Annotated in this window: 18 protein-coding genes; 10 read left to right on the top strand and 8 right to left on the bottom strand. The window is 65.2% G+C overall.

Annotated features, from left to right (window positions below; genetic code table 11):
- Positions 1 to 130: 130 nt before the first annotated feature.
- Positions 131 to 2,719: a ligase-associated DNA damage response DEXH box helicase gene (locus tag QA649_RS41285; protein ID WP_283022164.1), complete on the top strand. Its 2,589-nt coding sequence runs from the start codon at positions 131 to 133 to the stop codon at positions 2,717 to 2,719.
- Positions 2,720 to 2,772: 53 nt separating this feature from the next.
- Entirely contained in the window at positions 2,773 to 3,444 is a 672-nt protein-coding gene (gene pdeM / locus QA649_RS41280; protein ID WP_283022163.1) for a ligase-associated DNA damage response endonuclease PdeM, read from the top strand.
- Between the two features lie 352 nt (positions 3,445 to 3,796).
- Here pdeM and QA649_RS41275 read toward each other — a convergent pair whose 3' ends face one another.
- A complete protein-coding gene (locus QA649_RS41275; protein ID WP_283022162.1) occupies positions 3,797 to 4,660 on the bottom strand; it encodes a LysR family transcriptional regulator in 864 nt (287 codons plus the stop codon).
- 98 nt (positions 4,661 to 4,758) lie between these two features.
- Here QA649_RS41275 and QA649_RS41270 point away from each other — a divergent pair, with 98 nt between their 5' ends.
- Together QA649_RS41270 and QA649_RS41265 are read left to right on the top strand one after the other, a co-directional pair.
- Positions 4,759 to 5,670 (top strand): DMT family transporter, encoded by a 912-nt coding sequence (locus tag QA649_RS41270; protein WP_283022161.1) that lies wholly within the window; start codon positions 4,759 to 4,761, stop codon positions 5,668 to 5,670.
- 11 nt (positions 5,671 to 5,681) lie between these two features.
- Positions 5,682 to 6,455, top strand: coding sequence for an MBL fold metallo-hydrolase (locus QA649_RS41265; protein ID WP_283022160.1), 774 nt, complete (start codon positions 5,682 to 5,684; stop codon positions 6,453 to 6,455).
- A gap of 101 nt (positions 6,456 to 6,556) precedes the next feature.
- On the opposite strand, the gene QA649_RS41260 is transcribed toward QA649_RS41265, so the two are convergent.
- Both QA649_RS41260 and QA649_RS41255 read right to left on the bottom strand, forming a co-directional pair.
- Complete coding sequence (locus QA649_RS41260) at positions 6,557 to 7,324, bottom strand: TIGR02186 family protein (protein ID WP_283022159.1); 768 nt, start codon at positions 7,322 to 7,324, stop codon at positions 6,557 to 6,559.
- Positions 7,324 to 8,241, bottom strand: coding sequence for a sulfite exporter TauE/SafE family protein (locus QA649_RS41255; RefSeq protein ID WP_283022158.1), 918 nt, complete (start codon positions 8,239 to 8,241; stop codon positions 7,324 to 7,326). Before QA649_RS41255 ends, QA649_RS41260 begins: the two co-directional genes overlap by 1 nt.
- 376 nt (positions 8,242 to 8,617) lie before the next feature.
- Here QA649_RS41255 and QA649_RS41250 point away from each other — a divergent pair, with 376 nt between their 5' ends.
- Positions 8,618 to 9,919: an LssY C-terminal domain-containing protein gene (locus tag QA649_RS41250; RefSeq protein ID WP_283022157.1), complete on the top strand. Its 1,302-nt coding sequence runs from the start codon at positions 8,618 to 8,620 to the stop codon at positions 9,917 to 9,919.
- Between the two features lie 40 nt (positions 9,920 to 9,959).
- On the opposite strand, the gene QA649_RS41245 is transcribed toward QA649_RS41250, so the two are convergent.
- Positions 9,960 to 13,391 carry a hypothetical protein gene (locus tag QA649_RS41245; protein WP_283022156.1) on the bottom strand — a complete coding sequence of 1,144 codons (3,432 nt, stop codon included), beginning with the start codon at positions 13,389 to 13,391 and terminating at the stop codon, positions 9,960 to 9,962.
- 427 nt (positions 13,392 to 13,818) lie between these two features.
- Positions 13,819 to 14,406 carry a PadR family transcriptional regulator gene (locus tag QA649_RS41240; RefSeq protein WP_283022155.1) on the bottom strand — a complete coding sequence of 196 codons (588 nt, stop codon included), beginning with the start codon at positions 14,404 to 14,406 and terminating at the stop codon, positions 13,819 to 13,821.
- Positions 14,407 to 14,617: 211 nt separating this feature from the next.
- On the opposite strand from QA649_RS41240, the gene QA649_RS41235 reads away from it, so the two are divergent.
- The 5 genes from QA649_RS41235 (at position 14,618) to QA649_RS41215 (ending at position 20,757) form a co-directional block, all read left to right on the top strand.
- On the top strand, positions 14,618 to 15,004 hold the full coding sequence (locus QA649_RS41235; protein ID WP_260386838.1) for a nuclear transport factor 2 family protein: 387 nt from the start codon (positions 14,618 to 14,620) through the stop codon (positions 15,002 to 15,004).
- Positions 15,005 to 15,045: 41 nt separating this feature from the next.
- The gene (locus QA649_RS41230; RefSeq protein ID WP_283022154.1) at positions 15,046 to 16,836 is read left to right on the top strand and encodes an acyl-CoA dehydrogenase C-terminal domain-containing protein; all 1,791 of its coding nucleotides are present in this window, start codon (positions 15,046 to 15,048) and stop codon (positions 16,834 to 16,836) included.
- 9 nt (positions 16,837 to 16,845) lie between these two features.
- Positions 16,846 to 17,133, top strand: coding sequence for a hypothetical protein (locus QA649_RS41225; RefSeq protein ID WP_283022153.1), 288 nt, complete (start codon positions 16,846 to 16,848; stop codon positions 17,131 to 17,133).
- Between the two features lie 49 nt (positions 17,134 to 17,182).
- Positions 17,183 to 18,391 carry an acetyl-CoA C-acetyltransferase gene (locus QA649_RS41220; RefSeq protein ID WP_130363582.1) on the top strand — a complete coding sequence of 403 codons (1,209 nt, stop codon included), beginning with the start codon at positions 17,183 to 17,185 and terminating at the stop codon, positions 18,389 to 18,391.
- A 149-nt stretch (positions 18,392 to 18,540) separates the two neighbouring features.
- Complete coding sequence (locus QA649_RS41215; RefSeq protein WP_283022152.1) at positions 18,541 to 20,757, top strand: FAD-dependent oxidoreductase; 2,217 nt, start codon at positions 18,541 to 18,543, stop codon at positions 20,755 to 20,757.
- Positions 20,758 to 21,287: 530 nt separating this feature from the next.
- Here the strand turns inward: QA649_RS41215 and QA649_RS41210 are convergent.
- The 3 genes from QA649_RS41210 to gstA all read right to left on the bottom strand — a co-directional run bounded on the left by QA649_RS41210 (position 21,288) and on the right by gstA (position 22,848).
- The gene (locus QA649_RS41210; protein WP_283022151.1) at positions 21,288 to 21,596 is read right to left on the bottom strand and encodes a hypothetical protein; all 309 of its coding nucleotides are present in this window, start codon (positions 21,594 to 21,596) and stop codon (positions 21,288 to 21,290) included.
- A gap of 182 nt (positions 21,597 to 21,778) precedes the next feature.
- Complete coding sequence (locus tag QA649_RS41205; RefSeq protein ID WP_283022150.1) at positions 21,779 to 22,123, bottom strand: hypothetical protein; 345 nt, start codon at positions 22,121 to 22,123, stop codon at positions 21,779 to 21,781.
- A 110-nt stretch (positions 22,124 to 22,233) separates the two neighbouring features.
- Positions 22,234 to 22,848 (bottom strand): glutathione transferase GstA, encoded by a 615-nt coding sequence (gene gstA / locus QA649_RS41200; RefSeq protein WP_283022149.1) that lies wholly within the window; start codon positions 22,846 to 22,848, stop codon positions 22,234 to 22,236.
- Positions 22,849 to 22,972 lie beyond the last annotated feature (124 nt).

Raw genomic sequence — 22,972 nt, 5'->3', positions numbered from 1 at the left:
ATACCCCTCACCCGTCTCGCCGCTTCGCGGCGATCCACCCTCTCCCACCACAAGGGGAGAGGGAGACACCTTGCTCGTCGTGGCTCCCACCCCCTCGACGAACCCACCCCCACGGCTTACCTCTTATGCCGTGCCGCCCCGCATCCTCAAAATCCCGGCCGAGCCGGCCACGCTGCTGCCCGACCGCTTCAACGCGTGGTTCGCGGCGCGCGGCTGGGCGCCGCGTGAGCATCAATTGGCGCTGCTGGAGAAGGCGCGCGAGGACGCTAGCGCCCTGCTGATCGCGCCGACCGGCGCCGGCAAGACGCTGGCCGGGTTTCTGCCGACGCTGGTCGAGTTGTCGACACAGCCGGCCGAACGCAACGCCGGCGCCAAGCAAAATCTCGTCTCCACCGGCCGCAGCCTGCAGCGCGCCGGCGGCCTGCACACCCTCTACATCTCGCCGCTGAAGGCGCTCGCCGTCGACATCGCGCGCAACCTCGAGCGCCCCGTTGCCGAGATGGGCCTGCCGATCAAGATCGAGACCCGCACCGGCGACACGCCGGTGTCGCGGCGCCAGCGCCAGCGGCGCTATCCGCCCGACGTCCTGCTGACGACGCCGGAGCAGCTCGCGCTGCTGCTGTCCTCCGACGATGCCCCGTTCCTGTTCTCCTCCTTGAAGCGCATCGTGCTCGACGAGCTGCACGCACTGGTCACGTCGAAACGCGGCGATCTGCTCTCGCTGGGGCTCGCTCGCTTGTGGCGCCTCGCGCCGCAGATGCGCGCGATCGGCCTGTCGGCGACGGTGGCCGAGCCGGAGCAACTCGCGCGCGTCCTGGTGCCGCAGCCCGAAGGCAGGCAAGCCGCCGCCGACATCGTCGTCGCCGGCGGCGCCGCGCCGCCAGAGGTCGAAATGCTGGACACGCGCGAGCGGTTGCCCTGGGCCGGCCACAGCGCGCGCCATGCGCTCCCCGAGATCTACGAGTTGATCAAGGCGAACAGGACCACGCTGGTCTTCGTCAACACCCGCAGCCAGGCCGAGATGCTGTTCCAGAATCTCTGGAGCATGAACGATGACGGCCTTGCGATTGCGCTGCATCACGGCTCGCTCGACGTCGCGCAGCGCCGCAAGGTCGAGGACGCGATGTCGGCGGGGCGCCTGCGCGGGGTGGTCTGCACCTCCTCGCTCGACCTCGGCGTCGACTGGGGCGACGTCGATCTCGTGGTCAATATCGGCGCGCCCAAGGGCTCCTCGCGCCTGATGCAGCGCATCGGCCGCGCCAATCACCGCCTCGACGAGGCCTCGCGCGCGGTGCTGGTGCCGGCCAACCGCTTCGAGGTGCTGGAATGCCGCGTCGCCATCGACGCCATCGCCGAGAATGCGCAGGACACACCGCCTTTGCGCACCGGCGCGCTCGACGTGCTCGCCCAGCACGTGCTCGGCTGCGCCTGCGGCGAGCCGTTCTTCAGCGATGAGCTCTACAAGGAGGTGCGCACCGCCGCGCCCTACGCAAACCTCTCGCGGCAGGATTTCGACGACGTCGTCGATTTCGTCGCCTCCGGCGGCTATGCGCTCAAGACCTACGAGCGTTTCGCCCGCATCAAGCAGGACAAGGAGGGGCGCTGGCGCGTCGCCAATCCAAAAGTGCGGCAGAGCTACCGGATGAATGTCGGCACCATTGTCGAGGACGACATGCTCAAGGTTCGCCTGGTGCGCTCGCGCGGCGGCGGTGCGGGAAAAGCAGGCGGATCGACCGGCGTGATCGCGCGCGGCGGCCGGCTGCTCGGCGAGATCGAGGAGGCCTTCATCGAGGGCCTCAGCCCAGGCGACACCTTCGTGTTCAGCGGCGAGGTGGTGCGCTACGAGACCCTGGTCGAGGACCAGGTCTATGTCTCCCGCGCGCATGACAAGGATCCGAAAGTACCGTCCTACATGGGCGGCAAGTTTCCGCTCTCGACCTATCTCGCCGAGCGCGTGCGCCGCCTGCTCGACGACGGCCGCGCCTGGGGCGGCTTGCCGGAGCAGGTGCGCGACTGGTTGTCGCTGCAGAAGGACGTCTCGCGCGTGCCCGCGGTGCGCGAGCTTCTCGTCGAGAGCTTTCCGCGCGCCAACAAGCATTATCTGGTCTGCTATCCCTTCGAGGGTCGTCTCGCGCACCAGACGCTCGGCATGCTGCTGACGCGACGCCTGGAGCGGATGCGCGCCCGGCCGCTCGGCTTCGTCGCCAACGAATATGCGGTGGCGATCTGGGGACTCGGTGATCTCTCCTTCATGATCCGCGAGGGCCGGATCGATCTCAACGCGCTGTTCGACCCTGACATGCTCGGCGACGATCTCGAAGCCTGGCTCGCCGAATCCGCGCTGATGAAGCGCACCTTCCGCAACTGCGCGATCATCTCCGGCCTGATCGCGCGCCGCCATACCGGCGAGGAGAAGAGCCGCCGCCAGGTGCTGTTCTCGACCGACCTCGTCTATGACGTGCTGCGCAAGCACCAGGCCGATCACGTCCTGCTGCGCGCGGCGCGCGCCGATGCCGCCACCGGCCTGCTCGATCTGCGCCGCCTGGGGGATATGCTCGCCCGCATCCAGGGTCGCATCACCCACCGGGAACTCGACCACGTCTCCCCGCTCGCCGTGCCCGTGATGCTGGAAATCGGCCGCGAGTCAGTTTATGGCGAAGCTGCAGACGAGCTTTTGGCGGAAGCCGCCGACGAGCTCGTCAAAGAGGCGATGGGATAGCAGCAGGTTTCGACGTGACGGCAGGCGCGCTGGTTTCAGGAGACGACGAGGACATGCGCGTTTCCAGAGTCACCATCAGCGATGTGACCTTCGCTGCCGATCTCTCGGGCGCGCTGTACTGGGAAGAGCAACGCCTGCTCGTCGTCTCGGATCTGCATCTGGAGAAAGGCTCGAGCTTCGCGACCCGCGGCGTGCTGTTGCCGCCCTACGATACCATCGCGACGCTTGGCCGGCTCGCTGCTGTCATCTCCCGCCATGATCCCCGCGTGATCATCGCGCTCGGCGACAGCTTTCACGATCGTACCGCGCATGAGCGCCTGTCGGCTGCGGACCGCGACACTGTGGCCGCGCTCCAGAGCGGCCGTGACTGGATCTGGATCTCGGGCAATCACGATCCCATGCTGCCGCGCGATCTCGGCGGCATCATTGCCGACGAGGTCGCGATCGGCCCGATCACCTTCCGCCACGAGCCGACCGGCGCGCAGGGCGAGATTGCCGGCCATCTGCATCCGAAGGCCCGCATCTCCGCGCGCGGCCGCTCGATGGAGCGCCGCTGCTTCGCCAGCGACGGCATGCGCGCCGTGATGCCCGCCTTCGGCGCCTATGCCGGCGGCCTCAGCATCCGCGATGAAGCGTTCGCAAGGATCTTTCCAAAGAACGGCTTTGTCGCCCACCTGCTCGGCGACCGCCGCGTCCACGCGATCGCCGCGTCGCGGTGTTATTGATTAGCGATAGCACGGCGATCTGACGCGTTACTCTCTCCATGCGCACAACTGCGCTCCCTCCCCCCCTTGCGGGGGAGGGCGGGGGAGAGGGGTAGCCGGGAAAAAGGTCTGCCTGAAGGTCGTCGTACGCTAATCGAGAGAGTTCCCGTGTAGTACCCCTCTCCCTAGCCCTCCCCCGCAAGGGGGGAGGGAACGTACCTTCCTTGTGGCAGCAGTCGCGCTTCGTAGGGCGGGCAAAGCGTAGCGTGCCCACGATCTGCTCATTCAGTTGGAGATCGTGGGCACGGCGCGGCGCGCCTTTGCCCACCATACGAATACCTTCCGTTTGGCAACGGCATGCGATCGCAACGGCTCACGCCGCCTTTGCCTGCACATTCTCGCAGAATTCCGCCAGCCGGTCCGCCAGCCGCAGCGTCGCGGGGTTCGCACTCGGCGAGGCCATCAGCGCCACTTCCGTCTTGTTGATCGGCACAAAGCCGTCCTTCGCCGTCAGCACGCGGTGGTCGGACTGGATCGACATCTCCGACAGGATGCTCAGCCCCATGCCGGCGGCGACCGCGGCCTGGATGCCGGCGAGACTCGATGACGAATAGGCCATGTGCCAGGCGCGGCCCGCGGTCTCCAGCGCGTGGATCGCGCCGGCGCGGTAGAGGCAGCCGGTCGGAAAGCCGATCAGCGGCACCGATGGCGCGTCGACGTCGATCGGGTGGCTCTTGCTGGTGACCCAGTGCACCCGCTCGGGCCACACCGCGATCGCGCCCTTCTCGCCGGCCGCGCGCTTGTAGAGCGCGAGATCGAGCTCGCCGCGCTCGAGATCGCGGGCGAGGTTCTTGCTCTGGTCGGCGCGGACGTCGAGGCGCAGGCCGGGATGCGAGCGCGAGAACGTCCCCAGCAGTTTCGCCAGCCGATAGGCCGCGAAATCCTCGGGGATACCGAGCCGGATCGCGCCTTCGCCGTCCGGCTGGCGCAGCATGTCGCGCGCTTCCTCCGCAAGCGACAGCAGCCGCCGCGCATAGGACAATAGCCGCTCGCCGGCTTCAGTGGGGCGCACGTCCTTGCCGTCGCGGTGCAGCAGCACCTGGCCGACGTCTTCCTCCAGCCGCTTGATCTGCTGGCTCACGGTCGATTGCGTGCGGTGGACGCGCTCGCCGGCACGGGTGAAGCCGCCGGCCTCGACCACCGAGACGAAGCTGCGCAGAAGCTCGAGATCGAGCATGGCCGCCTCCATTTGAAAATCCACTGGATGGAAGTTAATCATTTAATTTCCAAATGACAAGCGGCGTCCCTAGATCAAGGATTCAGGAGAATGCCCTCATGTCCCTCGCCACCTCGCTTCCCGCCCCCCGCAGCCGCTTCAACACGCTGCCGCTCGCCATCGGCCTGTTCTGCCTGCTCTGGAGCTATGCCTTCGTCGCCGGCAAGATCGGCGTCACCCATTGCCCGCCGCTGATCCTGCTTGCCGCGCGCTTCTCGCTCGCCGGCATTTTGATCCTGGGTGCAACGCTCGTCCGCGGGGAGTCCTGGTCGCTATCCTGGCGCGACGTCGCGATCTTCGCGGTGCTCGGCATCGCCAACAACGCGCTCTATCTCGGGCTCGGCTACACCGGGCTGCAATCGGTCTCCGCCGGTCTTGGCGGCCTGATCGTCTCGGCCAATCCGGTATTCACCGCCGCGTTAGCGGCCCTGCTGCTCGGCGAAGGCATGACCTGGCGCAAGGCGGCTGGCCTTCTGCTCGGCGTCATCGGCGTGACGGCGATCGTCTGGCATCGCCTGTCGGTCGGCACCGACTCCGCTCACGGCATCGTCTTCACGCTGGCTTCGCTGGCCTCGATCGTCGCCGGCACGATTTTGTTCAAGCTGCTCGCGCCGAAGGGAAGTCTGTGGATCGGCAACGGCGTGCAGAACCTCGCCGCCGGCATCGTGCTGACGCCGGTCGCGCTGACCTTCGCCGACATCCACGCGATCGACTTCACACCGAGCCTGATCGGCGCCTTCGCGTTTCTCGTGCTCGGCGGCTCGATCCTCGCCTACTGGCTCTGGTTTCATCTCTTGAAAGTGTGCGGCGCCACCGCCGCCAGCGCCTATCACTTCCTGATGCCGCCACTCGGCATGCTGTTCGCGTATCTCGTGCTGGGCGAGCACGTCGAGGCGCGCGACCTGCTCGGGATCATTCCGGTCGCGCTCGGCATTTATCTCGTGACGCGCCCTGCAAAGGCCGCTGCGTAAGAGGAGTTCCCATGCCCATTTCCATCACGTTGATCGGCGGCCCCACCGCACTGATCGAGATCGACGGATTTCGCCTGCTCACCGATCCCACCTTCGATGCGCCCGGCGCCTACCAGCTGCCGCATGTGAAGCTGGAGAAGACGATCGGTCCCGCGATGAAGGCCGATGCGATCGGTCCAATCGATGCCGTGCTGCTCAGCCACGACCAGCATTCGGACAATCTCGACAATTCCGGCCGCGACTATCTGCTGAAAGCGCCGCGCGCATTGACGACGGAAGCCGGCGCAAAGCGTCTCGGCGGCCATGTCGAGGGCCTCGCGCCCTGGGCGACCGCGCATCTGAAGGACGACGATGGTCATTCGCTGACGATCACCGCGACGCCGGCGCGCCATGGCCCCGCCGGTATCGAGCCGCTGTCGGGCGACGTCATCGGCTTCGTGGTGCAGTCGAGCCGCAAAGATACGCGTCCGATCTATATCAGCGGGGACACCACCTGGTTCGACGGCGTTGCTGAAGTGGCGCGCCGCTTCAAATGCGGCGTGGTGCTGCCGTTCGCGGGCGCTGCGCAAACCCGCGGACCGTTCCACCTCACCATGGACACCAATGACACCATCGAAACCGCGCGCGCATTCCCCGATGCGATGATCGTGCCGGTGCACACCGAAGGCTGGGCGCATTTCCGCCAGAACGGCGAGGATCTGCGCAAAACGTTCGATGCGCTCGGCTTCGGGACAAGGTTGCGATTGCTGGAGCCGGGCGTGCCGACGGTGATCGGGGCGCCGTGATCGCGCTACATCGTCATTGCGAGCGCAGCGAAGCAATCCAGTCCGTCACCGCGGAGAGACTCTGGATTGCTTCGCTGCGCTCGCAATAACGGAGTACGCGGCTAGTCTTTTCTAAACACAATCGACGCCATCCAGCCCGTCATCAGCGCCATCGCCACCGTGGCGAGGCCGTAGACGAACCCGTTCTGCCTTGCCGTCGTCGCGACGAACTGCTCGAAGCCGACCTTGACGATCTCGAAGGCGGTCTCGGTCTTGGTAACAAGCGCGCCGTTCGCGAACAGCTTGATCTCGACCTCATAGGTGCCGATCGGCACCTCCGCCGGCAGCGGAATGCCGGTGCGGAACAGTGTCGGCGTCAGGAACGTCACGGCGCTCGGGTCTTCGCGATAGAGCCCGCGCTGGGTGCGCAGGCGGATGAAGGCCGAGCGGAACGCGTCGTTCGGCACCACGTCGGCAAAGTCGCCGCTGACCCGCTGGGTCAGCCGCACGTTGTTGAGGCCGATCTGCTGCCGCCGCGCGATCTCGGGCGAGGTGATGGCGTCGAAGGGGCGGTTGGCGAACAGCGCCAGATAGGTCGGCACCTGCAGGAACTGCCGGTAGTCGATGTTGATCCAGATCCCGAAGGTGCGTTCCTTCCGCCGCGTCACCATGTCGGCGCGCGGACCCATCACGGTGACCACGAGATCGTAGGCGGTGCGTTCGGCAGGCGTCGTGGCGTCCTTCTCCACCGAGCCGAACAGCACCAGCTCCTCGCCGGAATAGTTCGGCGTCACCGTGACGCGATGATTGGAGACCGACACGATCAGCCGCTCGGCGCGCGCGGCGGAGCCGAGCAGCAGGACGAGAAGCAAGGCGAGGAGCATGCGCATCAGCTGCCCACCCCCAGCTCACGGATGGTGAAGAGATCCGCAGGTTCGATCACCAGCTCGATCGCGAAGCGGACGCCAACCGAGAGGATCAAGAGACCCAGCAGCAGCCGCAGCTGCTCGCCGCGGATCTTCTGGCCGGCCCGGGCCCCGAACTGCGCCCCGGTGACGCCGCCGACCATCAGGATCAGCGCCAGCACCGCGTCGACCAGGTGATTGGTCGCCGCGTGCAGCATGGTCGCGACCAGCATGGTGACGAGGGTGAGGACCATCGAGGTCCCGATCACCGTCGAGGTCGGCACCCTGAGCAGATAGATCATGATCGGCACCAGGATGAAGCCGCCGCCGATGCCCATGATGGCGCCGATGAAGCCGATCACGGTGCCGACGATGAGCACAGGGATGACCGAGAGATAGATCTTCGAGCGCTTGAACCGCATCTTCAGCGGCAGGCCGTGGATCCAGTTGTGCGTGCGCCGCGGCGGCACCGCGCCGCGCCGGGTCCGCATCAGGGCGCGCAGGCCCTCGGAGAACATCAGGCTGCCGACCGTGGTGAGCAGCACGACGTAGGACAGCGCGATCATCAGGTCGAGCTGGCCGAGCGCGCGAAGCTGCGTGAAGGTCCACACGCCGAGCGCCGTGCCGGTCACACCGCCGCATAACAAGACACTCGCCAGCGCCGGATCGATCGCGCGCCGTCGCCAATAAGAGAGGGCGCCGGAAAAGGACGAGGCCGCGATGTGGCTCGCCACGGAAGCGACCGCGACGGCCGGCGTGATGCCGATGAAGATCAAAAGCGGCGTCATCAGGAAGCCGCCGCCGATCCCGAACATGCCGGAGACGAAGCCGACCGCCGCGCCCATTGCCAGCACCAGGAAGACGTTGACCGGAAGATCGGCGATCGGGAGATAGAGCTGCATCGAGCCTGGTCCGGCGGACGATCGAAGACTGCGGAATGCTTGTGCAGGACGAGCGATTGCCGCGTTCCTCACATAGCCGAAAACGCCGCGCCGCGGGACAACGAATTGAACACGGCACGGCGTTTTTCGCAACAGACCTGTGCGCTGAGCCGAATTCAAGGCACTGCGTCTGCGGCTTCTTTTGCCTGGAAATAGCCCAGCAGCGAACGGCGTGCCTCCATGCACACCCGCACTGGCGATTGCCGCCATCGAAAGGGGCCCGAAGCGTTGATGCAGATCAACAGCCGAGCATCGTCAGCCCGGGACGATAACCGAGGTAGAGGGACGTGAACGCAGCCTGATCCGCATCGTCCTGACGAAAAGGCCGGGTGACAAGATGAACGAGAATGTCGTCGCTCTTCTCAACCCCATCAAGACGATCAGGGCGCACAAGATCCTGAGTGTCGTGTTTTTGGCTCTCGCGCTGACGTTGATAGCGGTCGTCAACTCATTTCGGTTTTCACCAGATCCGAGCGGAGATGCAAGCTTCATCAACCGCGCCCAGCAGAAGTCGGTACCGGGAATCAAGGTGAGTGCGAGCGCACTCGGAGCGGATGAGAGCGAGAGGAGCTTTGGTGAAAATCTGGCCGGCTACAACATTCAACCCGTCTGGCTGTCGATCGAGAACGAGACCAATGAGGCATTGGCGCTTCTCCCGGTCACCATGGATCCCGATTATTATTCTGCCTATGAGGTCGCCTACAGATTCCACGGCGCTCTGTCATGGTTCGCCAACCGCGCCCGTGACGAATTCTTTCTCAAGCGCCAGATGCCGACCGAGCTTGCGCCGCACAGCAAGACGACAGGCTTCGTCTACGGGGTTCTGGATGCCGGCATCAAATATGCACACATCATGATCGTCGGGAAGAGCCGCGTGGAGAGCTTCGACCTTGCGCTGTCGGTTCCAGGGCCGCCGTTTGTCGGCACCAATATTCGGGCCGAGAAAGTCTATCCCGGCACGAAGATCGAGGAACTCGATCTTTCGTCATTGCGGGAGAGATTTGCAAACTTCGCCTGCTGTACTAAAGGGCCCGAGGGGAAACGTGACGGTGATCCGCTCAATCTCGTCATCATCGAAAGCAAGCAAGACCCCATCGTCCCTCTCATTGCCCGCGGCTGGCACCTTGCCAGACAGCTCGATTTTGCAAGCGCGATCGAGACCGCGCGCGCTTTCTTGCTTCGAGATCCGTATCAGACGTCGCCCGTGAGCCCGCTTTACGTGTTCGGCCGCAGGGAAGACGTCGTCGTTCAGAAAGCCCGGTCCACCATCAATGAGCGCATTCACGCCCGATTTTGGCTGACGCCGTACACCTTCGATAATCGAAGGGTGTGGGTCGGCCATGTGAGCCGGGATATTGGTGTCCGCCTGACCGATCAGACATGGAACTTGACCACGCACAAGATTGCGCCCGACGTCGATTTCGATCGGGCCTATTTTCTTCAGGATCTCATCATGTCCGGATTCAGCGAGCGATTCGGTTACGTCAATGGCGTCGGAGCCGCACCACCATCCGCGCCGCGTGCAAATCTGACAGGCGACCCCTATTACACCGATGGATTGCGCGCGGTCATATTCCTGTCGAATCAAATTACGCCGCTCGGCAACATCGACAGGCTTGCCTGGGAAACGCCGCCGTAGTGCGAAGGACCCTGTTCGCGGAGCGCTATCGCATCGCGCTTCAATGCGCCGCGGAGGCCGAGCGCTTGGCGGCGACCGGCTTCGGCGCCGGCTTCGCATTCGCCTGCGGCGCGCTGTCCCAGCCGCCGTTCGGAGCCGCGACGTTGACGGCATCGTCGGGCTGCGGCTCGGCGCTGAAAGTCTGGATCGCGAGCTTGGCGGCGGCGAGCGATTGCGGGTCGAGGCGCTTGGCGACGTCGTCGCGCTTGCCGGCGGCATCCGCATCGCCCTGCGCGGCCGCGAGGCTGAACCATTTGTAGGACTCGGCGAGGTTCTGCTCGACGCCGATGCCGCGGGCATAGAGGATGCCGAGGTTGAACTGGCTGTCGGCGACGCCGCGATCGGCTGCCTTGCGGAACCACTGCGCCGCGCTCTTGTAATTGGCGCCGCGTCCGCCGCCATCGGCATCGAGCACCGCGAGATTGTGCATCGCCTTGGCGTTGCCGCGCTCGGCGGCTTGCGTGTAGTAGCGGCGGGCGATGTCGGCGTCCTTCTTTACGCCGAGACCCTTTTCGTAGAGCGTGCCGAGGCGGAAGGTGGCGGGCACCAGGCCGGCCTGCGCCGCGCGATCGTACCACTTCGCCGCTTCGTCGTAATTCGTGGCGACGCCCTTGCCTTCCGCGAAGCGCAAGCCGATCTCGTAGGCCGCACTGGCATCGCCCTTCATCGCGGCGGTGCGCAGGGCCGGACCGCCGATGCCGTCAGGCAGCTTCTCGCTCGGCGGCACCTGGATGAGGCCGAGCCGTGCACGGCTGGTGCCCGACAGCGCGCCGGTGATGTCGCTGCTCGCAGCAGGCGGCACTGCTGCGGCAGGCGCCTGCGGGATTTCAACCGAGGCCGCGCCGCCGGAATTCGCGGGCTGCGTCGGCGCGGCATTGTTCTGCGATTGCCGGCCGATTGGCGTCGGCGAGGTCATCGATGGCGTGATCTGCTCGGGCGCGGCCGGCTTGGTCTCGACCGGCGGTGGCGCGGCCTGCGGTGTCGGTTGGCTCGGAATATCCTGCATCGCCTGCGGCGCGGGCGGCGCGCTGCCGCCTTCGAGCAGGTTCATCGCCATCTTGAAGGTGCCGAGCACGATCACGACGACGCTCGCGCCGACCAGCAGCGAGCGGATTTTTGAGGTGATGGTCGAGCCGCCTTCCTGGCCCTTCTCCTTGGCGCGGGCGATCGCGGCCTTGGCGCCACGGGCCGGCTTCTCGGGAGGCTGCGCGGCGGCAGCTTGCGCCGCGCGGCGCGCGGCCGCGATGAAGCTCGACGACGACACCGGCTCCTTCGGTGCGGCGGGGATTTCGCTGATCGCGCTTTCAGAGGCGGCGATGCGCTCCGAGGGCGTGGCGACGCGGCCGCCCGGCCGTGTGCCCGGCTCGAGCGGATGGTCCGGCGGCAATTCGGGCGCGATCGCAGCGCGCGCGGGCGCCGTATGCGGCTCCAGGATCTCGCTGATCGCGCGCGGCGGAACAGGCGGCGCCGGCGGCACCGGCGGCGGTGCAGCGGGCGCAGCGGCATGGAATTCACGCGGCGCAGCGACGAAGGTGGAGTGCGGCGGCTGCTGTTGCATGGCGGCCGGGTTCGGCAGCTCAGGCTTCGGATCGTATTTCGGCTGGTGCGGTGCTTGCGGCCGCGGCTCGCGCGCCACCGGCGCGGGCTCCATCGGCGCGGCCATCGGCATCGGCTGCGGCGCAGGGGCCGGCGGCGCGGTGCGCACCGCGCGCAGATCGCCCTCGATCATGGAGAGCCGATCGACGACGTGGCCGAGCGCGCTGTGCACGGCGTCGAGCGAGTCTTGGGTGCTGCGGTTGGTCTCGGCCTGGCTGAAGCGGATGTCGGAGAGCTCGCGCTTGACGAGATCGACGACGCCGGAATCGACAGGCGGCGCGGCGTTGCGGCTCTCGGCGAGCGCCGAATAGGTCGCCTGCTGGCGCTCCAGGTGGCGGAGGATGTCGTGCAGGCCGTCCTCGACGCGGCTCAAATTGCCGTTGCGCGGATCGGCGGCGGCCTCGATCCGCTCCAAGAGATACGAGACCCGCTGTTCGAGATGCGCGAAGGTCGAGGCGGAATCGTTGCCGACCTGCATGCGGTCGAAACGGTCCGACAGCGCGCGGATCGCGGCTTCCAGATGCTCGGTGCTCTCGGATGGCTGCGGCCGCTCGCGGGTTTCGAGTGCGGCGGTGAGCGCGGCGATCCGCTGCTCCAGCACCGCAAAGCTGTCGCTGTGGCCGGAGGCGCGGGTGATCTGGTCGACCTTGGACGACAGCAGCTGTACGTCCTCGGACAGCCGTGCCAGCGCCTCGTTGGAGGCGACGTTGGAGACGATGCCGCGCAGCGCGGCGATCGCGCCTTCGAGCTGGCGCACCGTCGAGGGATCGTCATTGGCGCGCAGGATCAGGTCGAGCTTGGCGCCGAGATTGCGGATCGCCTCGTCATAGCCGGTGAGCTGCTCGGCCGGCGTCAGCGTGCGCAGCACCTGCTTGATGTCGGACAGCGCGCGCTCGATGCCTGACAGCACCTGGCCGTCGGTGCCGTTGGAGCGGGTCTCGTCGATGCGCCGATGCAGCGAGCGGATCTCGTTCTCGATCGATTCGATCGCGCGCCGCGGCATCGCCTCGGTGATGGCGGTGCGAATTTCCGCAAGCTCGCTGCGAAAGGCATTGATCGCCTGTTCGGTATTGTCAGGCCGCTGCAGCGCTTCGATCTGGCTGGTGATCTTGAGCAGATGCCGCTCCAGCGCCGAGAAATCCGGCCCCGGCTGCGATGGCGGCGGGGCATAGGCAGACGCGTGCGGCGCCATTGGTGCCATGGTCGGCGCGTAATGCGCTGTGGGCGCAATCGACGGTGCGGCGCGCGGCGGCATCTGCCTGGGCGCAAAACCATCGAGCTCGCTCTGGCGCGCGGTGATCTCGGCGACCGCGACGTCGAACGATGCGGGGCTCAGGGGTGGTGAGCTGCGATAGACTTGGGCTGCCGCGCGCTCCACCGCGTCGGCCTGGCGCTGGCGCGTTTCAACGGGCGATGGGGCAGGGGCTGGCCGCGGCGCCTGTTGTTGCTGCGGACGGGAGATTTGCGACAGGCGCGCATCGAGCCGCGAGATCGCGTCGTTGAGCTGGCGCGCGACGCCCTGCTCGCGCGAGACGTCTCTTTCACGGGAAGAGTCTTGGCGCGGCGCGGGCTTTGAAATCCGTTCGATCTGCTGGGTGATCGCGTCGAGCCGCTGGTGGATGTCGGCGACTTCGCGGCTCTCCTGACTCGGCATGTGTTGCGGACGTTGATCCTGACGCTGATCGTAAGGTCCGCGAAAGTTCGGCGGCGCAGTCTCGCCGAGCGTGGAGTTGAGCCAATCGTTGAGCGACATGCCCGCGCGACGCGCAGCAGCTTCGGCCCGCTCCCTTACGGATGGATCGATGCCGTCAACACTCCACGATACGCGCGAATTCATGACTCTGTCCGGTTCCGACTCCGGCGCCCCACCCGGCGCCTCCAGCCTCCCCACGCGTGCCGGTTGCAAAGACAATCGAATTTGGCGCGGGTCGTCTGCCTCGAAAACCGACTTTTTCCTGTTACGGTAAATAACGGGTTAAGGAATGCGGCGCGGGTGTCTTAAAGTTGGGCGGCGGGAACCGGTGGGTTGATTGTGGCGCTCGTCCAGTCGCCAAATAGCCGGTGTCATGCCCCGCGAAGGCGGGCATCTGTTCCTGCTGCCGTAACACACTTCGCTGTCATCGCCCGCGAAGGCGGGCGATCCAGTACGCCGCGGCGGCTCGATTCTAGCCGCGCCGCCTCGGAGTACTGGATGCCCCGCCTTCGCGGGGCATGACACCGCGGGTGTGGCGGCAGACTTCCGTCGCGGAGGCCCTCGACAGGCCTCAACCCTTCTCCCGCTTGCCGTCCTCGATCGGCACCACCGCGGCCTTGCCGCTCATCGTCGACAGCGCCGCGAGCGCCTCTTCGCAAAAATCGGCCACCATCTGCTCGTGGCGGGCGCCGAGCTGAAGCAGGAGGAGGTTGCCGAGATCGAGCCGGCCTTCCGCCGTGCCGTCCGGGAAACGCTTCTTCAGGATGCGCTCGTAATTGGCGTGGCGGTCGCGGTGGTGCTCCAGGCGGGCCATCAGATCGGTGCGCATCGGCTCGGTGTCGATGCTGTCGAGCGCATGCAGCCTCACCAGCAGGTCGTCCTTGATCGAGGGGGGCGTGCTTGGCCGCGCGGCCCAGTGCCGCAGCGCTGTTCGGCCCTCGGGAGTGAGCGTATAGATGAGTTTATTGGGTTTGCCTGACTGCACGACCTCACGGCCCTGGATGTAGCCGCGGTCGCGCAGCTTGGAGAGCTCGCGGTAGATCTGCTGGTGGTCGGCCTTCCAGAAGAAGCCGATCGAGGAATCGAACGTCTTGGCGAGCTCGTAGCCCGTCATCGGACGTTCCGTCAGGCATGCGAGGATTGCGTCGCCCAGTGCCATGACTGACCTCCTTCTTCGACCGTGACCAACTCGCTTGACTTTATGCGCATCGGCGCATATGCGTCAATGTGCATATGAGGCGGCTTGAGGATGGGGCCAAAGACCCCACCCGAAAACCCAGCAAAATCAAGCTGGGCGCTACTGTGCATGGGGTTGTTTTCGCGTTTTTTTGCCAAGGCTGCTGAAAAGCCCTTTAGGGAGGGACCCGAGAATGACCGGCCTCGATTCCTGGTACGCCTACATGAAGTCCCATGACCGCGCCGCGCTCTGGGACCTCCTGCATCCTGACGCCGTGTTCGAAAGCCCCGTCGTGCATTCGCCGCAGCGCGGCCGCGACATCACCTTCAAATATCTCTCCAGCGCCGAGAAGGTGCTCGGCGGCCCCGGCTTCACCTATGTCGGCGAGTGGAAGAGCGCCGATGGCGCCGTGCTCGAATTCAAGAATGTCATCGACGGCATCGAGATCAACGGCGTCGACATCATCACCTTCGATACCGAGGGACGCATCACGCATTTCAAGGTGATGGTGCGCCCGCTCAAGGCGATCAACATGCTGCACCGCCTAATGGCGGAGCAGCTTGCCGCCACCCAATCATAAGCCCAACATCATCCCTTCAGAGCCCATGCCGGGAGACCAACATGCCGATCTATAAAGCCCCCGTCGAAGACGTGAACTTCCTGCTCAACGACGTCTTCCAGATCGACCGCTACGACAACCTCGCCGGCTTCTCCGATGCGTCGAGCGACGTGCGCGAGGCGATCCTGGGCGAGGCCGCCAAGCTCTCCGAAGAGGTGCTGCAGCCGCTGAACCGCGTGGGCGATCTCGAAGGCTGCAAGCGCGCCGATGACGGCAGCGTCACCACGCCGAAGGGTTTCAAGGACGCGTTCAAGCAGGTCGCCGAAGGCGGTTGGCTCGGCCTGTCGGCTCCGACCGAGTTCGGCGGTCAGGGCCTGCCGGTAACGCTCTCCCAGGCGGTCAACGAATTCCAGATCTCCGCCAACATGGCGTTCTCGATGTATGGCGGCCTCACCATGGGTGCGACCGCGGCGCTGCTCGTTCACGGCACGCCGGAGCAGAAGCAGACCTACGTGCCGAAGATGATCGCGGGCGAGTGGACCGGCACCATGAACCTGACCGAGCCGCATTGCGGCACCGATCTCGGCATGCTCCGCACCAAGGCGGTGCGGCAGGCCGACGGCAGCTTCAAGATCACGGGCACCAAGATCTTCATTTCGGCCGGCGAGCACGATCTCGCCGACAACATCATCCACCTCGTGCTCGCCCGCATCGAGGGCGCGCCCGCCGGCATCAAGGGCGTGTCGCTGTTCGTGGTGCCGAAATTCCTGGTGAATGCCGATGGTTCGGTCGGGCAGCGCAATGGCGTCGTCTGCGGCTCGATCGAGCACAAGATGGGCATCCACGGCAACTCCACCTGTGTGATGAACTACGACAACGCCACCGGCTGGCTGATCGGCGAAGAGAACAAGGGCATGCAGGGCATGTTCGTGATGATGAACGAGGCCCGCCTCGGCGTCGCCGTTCAGGGCCTCGCGCAGTCTGAAGTGGCCTATCAGAACGCGGTCGCCTACGCCCGCGAGCGTATCCAGGGCCGCGCGCTCACCGGTGCCAAGGCGCCGGACAAGCAGGCCGACCCGATCATCGTGCATCCTGACGTGCGCCGCACGCTGCTCTCGATCCGCGCCTTCAACGAGGCCGCGCGCGCCTTCGTGATGTGGACCGCGCTGAAGAGCGACGTCGCCCACCGCTCCGAAGATCCGAAGGACCGCCAGGCCGCCGACGACCACATGGGCCTGATGACGCCGGTGCTGAAGGGTTTCCTCACCGAGTACGGTTTTGCCAACGCGGTGCAGGCGCAGCAGATGTATGGCGGCCACGGCTACATCGCCGAGCAGGGCATGGAGCAGTTCGTGCGCGATGCGCGTATCGCCATGATCTATGAAGGCGCCAACGGCATCCAGGCGCTCGACCTCGTCGGCCGCAAGCTGCCTCGCGACGGCGGCCGCGCCATCATGGCCTTCTTCGGCGAGGTCATGGCCTTCGCCAAGGAGAACGGCGGCGACGAGGCGATGAAGCCGTTCATCACCCCGCTCTCGGCCTCGCTCGGCCATCTCCAGCAGGCCACGACCTGGCTGATGCAGAATGCGATGATGAAGCCGGACAATGCGGGCGCCGCCGCGACCGACTACATGCATCTCTTCGGCTTCGTCGCGCTCGGCTACATGTGGGCCAAGATGGCGAAGGTGACGAATGCCAAGATTGCCGAGAGCGGCGCGACGCCCTATCTCTCGACCAAGCTCGTCACCGGCCGCTTCTTCATGGAGCGGATGCTGCCGGAAACCGCGGCCAATCTCGCGCGCATCCAGTCCGGCTGCGCCACCATCATGGAATTGCCGGCGGAAGCGTTCTGAGGAGTTTCGATGTCGGCAGCAGACGCGATCGTTGCGGAGTTTCGCGCCTTCGGCGCCGGGCTCCGCCGCGACAAGTTCTGCGCGCGCTCTGCCCTCGACATCGTCGACCGCTGCGAGGCCAATGGTGTCGGGATTCTCGGTATCGAAGGGTTTTACCTGACGGACACGACCACCACCCCCCAGCTCGATCACATCCTCGATCTGAGCACGGGGATGAAGGCTTACGACACTGCGCGGCAATTCCTCCGCCATGGCGAAGGGCTGCCGCTGTTCTACGAATTCACATTCCAGGAATGATCCCGATCGCGTCGCGGTCGTAACCAATAACTGCAATCAGGAGGCTCCCATGGCAGATGCCTATATCTACGACCACGTCCGAACTCCCCGCGGCCGCGGCAAGGCGGACGGCGCGCTGCACGAAGTGACCGCGCTGGCGCTCGCTACGGTGCCGCTGAAGGCGCTAAAGGACCGCAACAATTTGCCGGAAGATTCGGTCGACGACGTCGTGCTCGGCGTGGTCGATCCCGTCGGCGAAGCCGGCTCCGATATCGCGCGCTTCGCCGCGCTCAAGGCTGGCCTCGGCGAGGCCGTGCCCGGCGTGCAGATCAGCCGCTTCTGCGCATCCGGTCTCGACGCCGTGAACTTTGCCGCAGCCCAGGTGATGAGCGGCCAGCATGAGCTGGTGATCGGCGGCGGCGCCGAATCCATGAGCCGCGTCGGCATCGGCGCTTCCGGCGGCGCCTGGCCGATGGACCCTTCGATGGCGGTGCCGGCCTATTTCATGCCGCAGGGCGTTTCGGCCGATCTGATCGCCACGAAGTACGGCTTCTCGCGCGACGACGTCGATGCCTACGCGGTGCAGAGCCAGCAGCGCGCGGCTAAGGCCTGGGACGAGGGCCGCTTCAACAAGTCGGTGGTGCCGGTGAAGGACATCAACGGCCTCACCATCCTCGCCAAGGACGAGCACATGCGTCCCTCGACGACGATGCAGTCGCTGGCACAGCTCCAGCCGTCGTTCACGATGATGGCGCAGATGGGCGGCTTCGACGGCGTCGCGGTGCAGTCGCATCCCGAGATCGAGCGCGTCAACTACGTGCATCACGCCGGCAACTCCTCCGGCATTGTCGACGGCGCCGGTGCCGTGCTGCTCGGCAGCAAGGAGGCGGGTGCCAAGTACGGCATGAAGCCGCGTGCAAAAATCCGTGCGTTCGCCAACATCGGCTCTGAGCCGGCGATGATGCTGACCGGCCCGGTCGACGTCACCGAAAAGCTTTTCGCGCGTTCCGGCATGAAGAAGTCGGACATCGATCTGTTCGAGCTCAACGAGGCGTTTGCCTCCGTCGTGCTGCGCTACATCCAGGCCTTCGACATCGACAATGCCAAGATCAACGTCAATGGCGGCGCCATCGCGCTCGGCCATCCGCTCGGCGCAACCGGCGCGATGATTTTGGGCACCGTGCTCGACGAGCTCGAACGCACCAACAAGTCCACGGCCCTGGTCACGCTGTGCATCGGCGGCGGCATGGGCACCGCGACCATCATCGAGCGGGTGTAAGAACGTAGGGTGGGCAAAGCGAAGCGTGCCCACCACTGCTGTCTTCGCGAATGATGGTGGGCACGGCGCAAGAGCGCCTTTGCCCACCCTACGAGATCACAGTCAACCGCCGCGCCGAAGACTGGCTGCGGCACCGAGGAGCAACCACCATGTCGTACAAGAACTTCAAGGTTGAGACCGATTCCGACGGCATCGCGCTCGTCACCTGGGACATCCCGGGCCGTTCGATGAACGTGCTCGACGAGACTTCGACCAATGAGCTCGACGCGATCGTCAAGGCAACCACGGCCGATGCCGCGGTGAAGGGCGTCGTCATCACCTCCGCCAAGGAAGCATTCTGCGCTGGCGCCGACCTCTCCATGCTCGAAGGCATGAACCAGGCCTACGCAAAAGTCTTCAAGGAGCAAGGCGAGACCGCCGCGAACCAGATGCTGTTCGACCAGAGCCGCCGCTTCTCGCAGGTGCTGCGCTCGATCGAGACGTCAGGCAAGCCGTGGGCGGCCGCGATCAACGGCCTCGCGCTCGGCGGCGGCTTCGAGATCACGCTGTGCTGCCACTATCGCGTGGCGGCCGAGAATCCCAAGACCCGCCTCGGCCTGCCCGAGGTCAAGGTCGGCCTGTTCCCCGGCGCCGGCGGTACGCAGCGCGTGCCGCGCCTGGTGCCGCCGCAGGACGCCATGACGATCCTGCTCAAGGGCGATCCTGTCACGGTCGAGAAGGCGAAGGCGCTGAACCTGATCCACGCCGTCGTGCCCGCCGCCGACCTCGTCAAGGCCGCGAAGGACTGGATCAAGGGCGGCGGCAAGGCGGTCGCGCCCTGGGACGAGAAGGGCTTCAAGCTCCCGGGCGGTCCGGTGTTCTCCAAGGCCGGCATGATGATGTTCCCGGCCGGCAATGCGATCTATCGCCGCGAGACCTACGACAATTATCCGGCCGCGCGCGCGATCATGAGCTGCGTCTATGAGGGCCTGCAGCTGCCGATCGACGCCGCGCTGCGGGTGGAATCGCGCTACTTCACCTCGGTGCTGCGCTCCAAGGAAGCGGCCGCGATGATCCGCAGCCTGTTCCTGTCGATGCAGGAGCTCAACAAGGGCGCGCGCCGTCCGAAGGACGTAGCCCCAACCAAGGTGAAGAAGATCGCCGTGATCGGCGCCGGCTTCATGGGCGCGAGCGTCGGCTACGTCTCGGCCCGCGCCGGCCTCGACGTCGTCCTGATCGACCGCGACCAGGAAAGCGCCGACAAGGGCAAGGCGCATGCGCAGAAGGTGATCGAGGACCAGATCAAGAAGGGCCGCGCCAAGCCTGCGGATGCCGAAGCGCTGCTCGCGCGGATCACGCCGACCGCCGACTACGCGGCGCTGAAGGACGTCGATCTCGTCATCGAGGCCGTGTTCGAGGATCGCAAGGTCAAGGCGGAGACCTTTGCCAAGGCGCAGGAATATCTCAAGCCCGACGTGATCTTCGCGTCCAACACCTCGACGCTGCCGATCAGTTCGTTGGCCGAAGGCTTCAAGGACCAGGGCAAGTTCGTCGGCATCCACTTCTTCTCGCCGGTCGAGAAGATGATGCTGGTCGAGATCATCCTCGGCAAGAACACTGGCGACGTCGCGCTCGCGACCGCGCTCGACTACGTCCGGCAGATCGGCAAGACTCCGATCGTGGTCAACGACTCCAGGGGCTTCTTCGCCAATCGCTGCGTCGGCCGCTACGTTGCCGAAGGCAACGAGATGTTCCTCGAAGGCGTCCCGCCGGCGATGATCGAGAACTGCGCCAAGATGGCCGGCATGCCGGTCGGCCCGCTATCGCTGTCGGATGAAGTCGCGCTCGACCTTGGCCTCAAGATCATGAAGGCCACCGAAGCCGATCTCGGCCCCAACGCCATCAATCCCGATCAGAAGAAGCTGATGGTGGAGATGGTCGAAAAGCAGGGCCGTCTCGGCCGCAAGAACAGCAAGGGCTTCTACGACTATCCCGAGAAGGGCAAGGGCCAGAAGAGCCTGTGGCCGGGCCTCTCGGCCTTGCAGCCGAAGCAGCTCGACCCTGACACGCTCGATATCGAGGAGCTGAAGCAGCGCTTCCTGGTGGTGCAGGCGGTGGAAGCCGCGCGCACGGTGGAGGACAACGTCATCACCGATCCGCGCGAGGCCGATGTCGGCTCGATCCTCGGCTTCGGCTTCGCGCCGTTCACCGGCGGCACGCTGTCCTATATCGATTTCATGGGCACGAAGAAGTTCGTCGAGCTCTGCCACAAGCTGGAAGCGAAGTACGGCTCGCGCTTCACCCCGCCGAAGCTGCTCGAGGAGATGGCCGCGAAGGGGGAAACCTTCTACGGGCGCTTCGCGCCGAAGAAGGCGGCAGCTGCCTGATCGTTGGACTTCGTAACCCGGATTGAGCGCAGCGAAATCCGGGACAGAGCTTCCGACACGTAAGACCCGGATTGCGCTTCGCTCCATCCGGGCTACACGACAACAACGAAGGCCGGATCATCGATCCGGCCTTTTTCTTTTGCGCATCCTCACGGTTGAATCCAATTTGTTCCAGGTTGTGGAACCGCTCACAGAATCGGGGTAGGAACCGTGCCAGAGTCCCCGCTGCTGCAGCGTCGCGCAATTGTCATAGGCGCGTCAAAGCGGCGCCGTTCTTTTGCTCGGCCCTGGCACTAGTCTTGCTGCGGGTCAGGGTCACGAATCGCGTTGGGGCACTTGCCGATCTCCTCGGCAAGCCGAAGACGAAAAGAAAGTTGTCCTTGATGAACTCACTGGTACTGCGGAAGACCGCGCTCGGTCGCGATCTTGCCGCGAAATATGCTGTTGCGTCCGCAACCCACCTTCTCTCATCGCAGCAGAAGCCGGCGCGCCTGCGTCGCAAGGGCCCGGCGCTCTGGGTCGCGTTGGCGCTACTTGTGCTGGCGGCGGATTTTTGGCTGGCCTATCTCGCCTGGCTGGCCGTCGACCTCGTCATGGGGTGAGACCGCGCGAGCGTGCAGCAGATACGATGTCGCGAAATAGGCAAGCTGGGAGACGGCAAGACAGATGGCGATGACGGTCACGCCCCCCACCATCCCGAAATCGTACAGGCGAAGAACGATCGCCGAGACAATCGCGATCAGCGGCGAGATTATGACCAGCGCCCAGATCCGGAAAACGCGACCTGTCGCTATTCCCACCAACGCACTTGCAACGATCAGGACGATGGCAATCGTCAACTTCAACTCCGGTGACGGTGCAAATTATCTTCAATAAATTGCCAAGCTCGCCCGCTTTGCAGGTGCTGACAAGACAGCACCACTTACATTTGGCGAACAGTAGTTCATAAGTCTAATCAAGGTACGATAATCCGGCGCCAAGGGTCCGCGCCGTGCTGCAGCAGATCGTTGATCCGGCGCTTTTACTTGCCGTCCCCGAACGGCGAGAACGCGCGGCCCGAGACCGAATCGTCGGCGAGGCTGGCTTTCCAGGTGCCTTCATCGCCCCTGCCAATGCTGACCACGAAACGCCAGCCATTCTGGTTGGTGAAGGCGATGCCCGTTCCGCCCTTCACTTTGGCGTAGCTGCACGGATATTCGGTTGGCCGGTCCGGAAAGACGATCTTTCCTTCCTTGCTCTCGAATACGGCCGAGGTGATCTGCGGATGGACCATGAAGATGCAGCTGCGCTCCGGCGTGACCGGCGTCGACAAGCCGAGCATCGCGAGCGGTGCGCCGGCGGCGGTCATGAGGACGATCATGTTCATGGGACAACAGTCTCGCGGAGATGATCCTTCGACGCCGCTGCAGATCGAATGGTTCACAATGAAGGCCGGATCCTCGATCCGGCCTTTCGCTTGTTGCGTCTTGCGGGCGCCTATTTCGCCTGCGCGAGCCCTTCCTTCTTCAGCGCCTCCTGCACCTGCGGGCGCGCGGCGACGCGGGCCTTGTAGGCGGCAAGGTTCGGCATCGCGGTGAAGTCGAACTTCATCCGGTCGGCCCAGGTCAGCATCGTGAAGAGATAGCCGTCGGCCACCGTGAACTGCTTGCCCATCAGGTAGTCGCGGTCGGCGAGCTGGCTGTCGATGTATTTCAGCTTGCCCATGACACGATCCCTGAAAAAGGCCTTGGCCTCGTCGTTCAAGGCGGGGGCGAACATCGGGCCAAAGCTCTTGTGCACCTCGGAGGTGAGGAAGTTCAGCCATTCGAGCAGCTTGTAGCGCTCGGCGCTGCCATGGGCCGGCGCCAGCGCCTTGGCGGAGGCCTGATCGGCGATCATCTGGACAATCACCGGGCCTTCGGTCACGATCTCACCGCTGTCGAGGCCCAGCGCAGGGACCTGGCCCTTGGGGTTCAGCTTCAGATAATCCTCACCATTTTCGAGCTTCTTGGCCCGGATATCGACCTTGACCAGCTCGTAGGGCAGGCCGGCTTCCAGGAGCGCGATGTGGGGGGACAGGGAGCAGGCCCCGGGCGAGTAATAGAGCTTCATGGAATTTCCTCCTCTTGACGCTTGGCTGCGGCGAAGGAACGCCTACATGCATCTGCATGCAATAGTCAAGATTGATGCAGGTGCATCGAATGAGGTAAGAGACGGGCGACGATCTTGAGCGGGA

The sequence above is a fragment of the Bradyrhizobium sp. CB1717 genome (assembly GCF_029714325.1).
Taxonomy (GTDB): domain Bacteria; phylum Pseudomonadota; class Alphaproteobacteria; order Rhizobiales; family Xanthobacteraceae; genus Bradyrhizobium.
This window is presented reverse-complemented; position numbering and strand designations above follow the sequence as displayed.

Coding starts and splice junctions, on each gene's coding strand:
- QA649_RS41250 (WP_283022157.1), top strand. CDS start 8,618: ATGAACGAGAATGTCGTCGCTCTTCTCAACCCCATCAAGACGATCAGG.
- QA649_RS41245 (WP_283022156.1), bottom strand. CDS start 13,391: ATGAATTCGCGCGTATCGTGGAGTGTTGACGGCATCGATCCATCCGTA.
- QA649_RS41260 (WP_283022159.1), bottom strand. CDS start 7,324: ATGCGCATGCTCCTCGCCTTGCTTCTCGTCCTGCTGCTCGGCTCCGCC.
- QA649_RS41235 (WP_260386838.1), top strand. CDS start 14,618: ATGACCGGCCTCGATTCCTGGTACGCCTACATGAAGTCCCATGACCGC.
- QA649_RS41275 (WP_283022162.1), bottom strand. CDS start 4,660: ATGCTCGATCTCGAGCTTCTGCGCAGCTTCGTCTCGGTGGTCGAGGCC.
- QA649_RS41265 (WP_283022160.1), top strand. CDS start 5,682: ATGCCCATTTCCATCACGTTGATCGGCGGCCCCACCGCACTGATCGAG.
- QA649_RS41230 (WP_283022154.1), top strand. CDS start 15,046: ATGCCGATCTATAAAGCCCCCGTCGAAGACGTGAACTTCCTGCTCAAC.
- QA649_RS41225 (WP_283022153.1), top strand. CDS start 16,846: ATGTCGGCAGCAGACGCGATCGTTGCGGAGTTTCGCGCCTTCGGCGCC.
- QA649_RS41270 (WP_283022161.1), top strand. CDS start 4,759: ATGTCCCTCGCCACCTCGCTTCCCGCCCCCCGCAGCCGCTTCAACACG.
- QA649_RS41220 (WP_130363582.1), top strand. CDS start 17,183: ATGGCAGATGCCTATATCTACGACCACGTCCGAACTCCCCGCGGCCGC.
- gstA (WP_283022149.1), bottom strand. CDS start 22,848: ATGAAGCTCTATTACTCGCCCGGGGCCTGCTCCCTGTCCCCCCACATC.
- QA649_RS41215 (WP_283022152.1), top strand. CDS start 18,541: ATGTCGTACAAGAACTTCAAGGTTGAGACCGATTCCGACGGCATCGCG.
- QA649_RS41240 (WP_283022155.1), bottom strand. CDS start 14,406: ATGGCACTGGGCGACGCAATCCTCGCATGCCTGACGGAACGTCCGATG.
- QA649_RS41205 (WP_283022150.1), bottom strand. CDS start 22,123: ATGAACATGATCGTCCTCATGACCGCCGCCGGCGCACCGCTCGCGATG.
- pdeM (WP_283022163.1), top strand. CDS start 2,773: ATGCGCGTTTCCAGAGTCACCATCAGCGATGTGACCTTCGCTGCCGAT.
- QA649_RS41255 (WP_283022158.1), bottom strand. CDS start 8,241: ATGCAGCTCTATCTCCCGATCGCCGATCTTCCGGTCAACGTCTTCCTG.